This window comes from Mycobacterium sp., assembly GCF_049802695.1.
GTDB lineage: Bacteria > Actinomycetota > Actinomycetes > Mycobacteriales > Mycobacteriaceae > Mycobacterium.
Genome location: NZ_JBARMY010000398.1, coordinates 1 through 3,158, shown reverse-complemented (window position 1 = coordinate 3,158; position 3,158 = coordinate 1). Strand labels below are relative to the sequence as shown.

The 3,158-nt window shown below is 65.6% G+C and carries 5 protein-coding genes; all 5 read right to left on the bottom strand.

Annotated features, from left to right (window positions below):
- A partial coding sequence (locus tag WA317_RS16300; RefSeq protein ID WP_425174016.1) for a proton-conducting transporter membrane subunit occupies positions 1-597 on the bottom strand: 597 nt, incomplete at its 3' end.
- Between the two features lie 9 nt (positions 598-606).
- Positions 607-906: an NADH-quinone oxidoreductase subunit NuoK gene (gene nuoK / locus WA317_RS16295; RefSeq protein WP_425174015.1), complete on the bottom strand. Its 300-nt coding sequence runs from the start codon at positions 904-906 to the stop codon at positions 607-609.
- The gene (locus WA317_RS16290) at positions 903-1,685 is read right to left on the bottom strand and encodes an NADH-quinone oxidoreductase subunit J (protein ID WP_425174017.1); all 783 of its coding nucleotides are present in this window, start codon (positions 1,683-1,685) and stop codon (positions 903-905) included. Before WA317_RS16290 ends, nuoK begins: the two co-directional genes overlap by 4 nt.
- A 5-nt stretch (positions 1,686-1,690) precedes the next feature.
- Entirely contained in the window at positions 1,691-2,248 is a 558-nt protein-coding gene (nuoI, locus tag WA317_RS16285) for an NADH-quinone oxidoreductase subunit NuoI (RefSeq protein WP_425174014.1), read from the bottom strand.
- A partial coding sequence (gene nuoH / locus WA317_RS16280; RefSeq protein ID WP_425174013.1) for an NADH-quinone oxidoreductase subunit NuoH occupies positions 2,241-3,158 on the bottom strand: 918 nt, incomplete at its 5' end. The genes nuoH and nuoI, both read right to left, overlap by 8 nt.

Genomic DNA, 3,158 nt, shown 5'->3' with positions numbered 1-3,158 from the left:
ATACGACAGCGTCCCGAAGGTGCCGAACATGACGAACATGGCCACCGCCAGGCCGGCGTCGCCGACCCGGTTCATCACGAACGCCTTCTTGGCCGCGGTGGCCGCCGTCGGCTTCTGGTACCAGAAGCCGATCAGCAGGTAGGACGCCAGGCCGACGCCTTCCCAGCCGACGTAGAGGCCGAGGTAGTTGTCGGCGACGACCAGCAGCAGCATCGCCGCGAGGAAAAGGTTGAGGTAGGCGAAAAATCGGCGGCGCTCGGGGTCCTCGGCCATGTAGCCGATCGAGTAGATATGGATCAGTGAGCCGACGCCGGTGATCAGCAGGACGAAACAGATGGACAGTTGGTCGATCTGCAGCCCGAAGTCGACCTGCAAACCGCCGACCGGCACCCACCGGAACAGGTTCTGGCCGATGGCGCGGTCATCGCCGGACCGGCCGAGCATGTCGACCAGCAGCGCCAAGCCCACCCCGAACGGCGCCAGCGCCGCGGCGGTGCCCAGCAGGTGCCCCCACCGGTCCGTTCGCCTGCCGCCCAGCAGCAGGATCGCGGCACCGGCCAGCGGTAAGGCCACCAGCAGCCAGGTCAGATGTGTCATCGAGTGGCCCTAACCCTTGAGCAAATTCGCGTCGTCTACCGACGCCGATCTGCGGGCGCGGAAAATCGTCATGATGATCGCGAGGCCGACGACCACTTCGCATGCGGCGACGACCATCGTGAAGAAGGCGATCATCTGTCCGTCGAGCTGGCCGTGCATCCGGGCGAAGGTGACGAACGCGAGGTTGACGGCATTGAGCATCAGCTCCACACACATGAACATCACGATCGCGTTGCGCCGCAACAGCACGCCGCTCGCGCCGACGGTGAACAGCAGCGCCGACAGATAAAGGTAGTTCTCCGGGTTCATGACGCGCTGCCCGCGGGCCCGTTGGAGCCGTCAAAACCGTTGTCGCCGTTGCCAACTCCGCGACTTTCCAGTATCCCTGGCACCGACAACTTCGAGTAGGACCCGTCGGGCAGCAGGGCGGCGACGTCAACGGCGTTGTGCCGGGCGAAGACACCGGGCGCGGGCAGGGTGGTGGGGTAGCCTCCGGGCTGGAAGCGTTCCTGCGACAGCTCCCGCTGAGTCTTGCGACGCTCGAACCGCTCCCGGTGCGCCAGCACCATCGCGCCGATCGCCGCGGTGATCAGCAGCGCGCTGGTCAATTCGAAAGCCCAGAGGTAACGGGAGAAGATCAGCGTCGCCAGGCCGTTGACGTTTCCGTGCGCGTTAGCCGCTGTCAGCCCGGTGAACGGCGGAGTGGTCGCGCTGCCGATCCCGGCGATCAACAGGATGCCGAATCCCACGCCGGCCACCGTTGCGGCCACCCGCTGCCCGCGCAGCGTCTCGACCAGCGATTCGGCGGAGTCCACGCCGATCAGCATCAGCACGAACAAGAACAGCATCATCACCGCGCCGGTGTAGACGACGACCTGCACCACACCGAGGAACAGCGCGTCTTGGGCCATGTAAAAGACGGCCAGGCTGATCATCGTCATCGCCAGGAACAGCGCCGAGTACACCGCGTTGGCGGCCATCACCATACCGACCGCACCAATCAGCGCCACCGCGCCGAGCACCCAGAACAGCACCGCCTCACCGGTCGACGTTCGGGAGATCACCTCTGCGCCCCCGGCGGCCAGCATCATTGTCATTGCTGAGCGCCTGTCGGCTCCGCGTCGCGGGAGACGTTCTGCGCTGTCACGTTGCCGCGGTAGTAGTCGGCGTCGGTGGCACCGGGCGCTCTCGGGTGCGGCGGTTGCTCCATCCCGGGCTGCATCGGGGCCAGCAGCCGGCTCTTCTCGTAGATCAGGTCGGCACGGTTGTCGTCGGCCAGCTCGTAGTCGTTGGTCATCGTCAACGCCCGGGTAGGGCAGGCCTCAACGCACAGACCGCAGCCGATGCAGCGCAGGTAGTTGATCTGGTAAACGCGGCCGTAGCGCTCCCCGGGCGAGAACCGCTCTTCCTCGGTGTTGTCGGCGCCCTCGACGTAGATCGAATCGGCCGGGCACGCCCAGGCGCACAGTTCGCAGCCGATGCACTTCTCCAGACCGTCCGCATACCGGTTCAGCTGGTGGCGCCCGTGATAGCGCGGCGCGGTGGGCAGCTTCTGTTCCGGATACTCCTCAGTGACCGGCCGCCGGAACATCGACGCAAACGTCACGCCGAACCCCGCGAGGGCCTCCAGCGATTTCGGCAACTTAGCCATGTACGCCCTCCTTGGTTGCCGGCACCGCTGCCTCACCGGGAAGCGGTGGTGTCGGGAATGCTGACTCGGCAAGCGGACCCCTGCCGCGCAGCGCTTCAGGAGTGCGGCCCAGTACATGAGTACCTATGCCGCTGAACGGCCTGCGCAGATACAGCAGAAGTACCGCCGCGAAGACCGCGCTGCTGATCGCCAGTACAGCGGTCCAGTGCGGATAGCCCTGGTCGCGCAAGGTCCGGATGGCGGCGGCGACCATCACCCAGACCAGTGACACCGGAATGAGAATTTTCCAGCCCAACGTCATGAACTGGTCGTAGCGCAGCCGGGGCACCGTGGCCCGCAGCCAGAAGTAGATGAACAGGAAGGTCCACACCTTGGCGGTGAACCACAGCACCGGCCACCAGCCGCTGTTGGCGCCGTCCCACATGTTCAGCGGCCACGGCGCGTGCCAGCCGCCGAAGAACAGCGTGGCGGCCAGCGCCGAAACCGTGGTCATGTTGATGTACTCGGCCAGGTAGAACATGGCGAACGCCAGCGACGAGTACTCGGTGTGGAAACCGGCGACCAGTTCGCCCTCGGCTTCCGGCAGATCGAAGGGCGCGCGGTTGGTTTCGCCGACCATCGACACGAGATAGACCAAGAACGACGGCAGCAGCAGGAACGCGTACCAGATCCGGTCCTGGGCGGCCACGATCTGCGACGTCGACATGGTTCCCGCGTACAAGAACACCGACGCGAACGCCAAACCCATCGCTACTTCGTAGGAGATCACCTGCGCGGTGGAACGCACCCCGCCCAGCAACGGGTAGGTAGACCCGGAAGACCAGCCGGCCAGCACGATGCCGTAGACGCCGACTGCCGACAACCCCAGCATGAACAGCACCGCGACCGGCAGATCGGTCACCTGCAACGG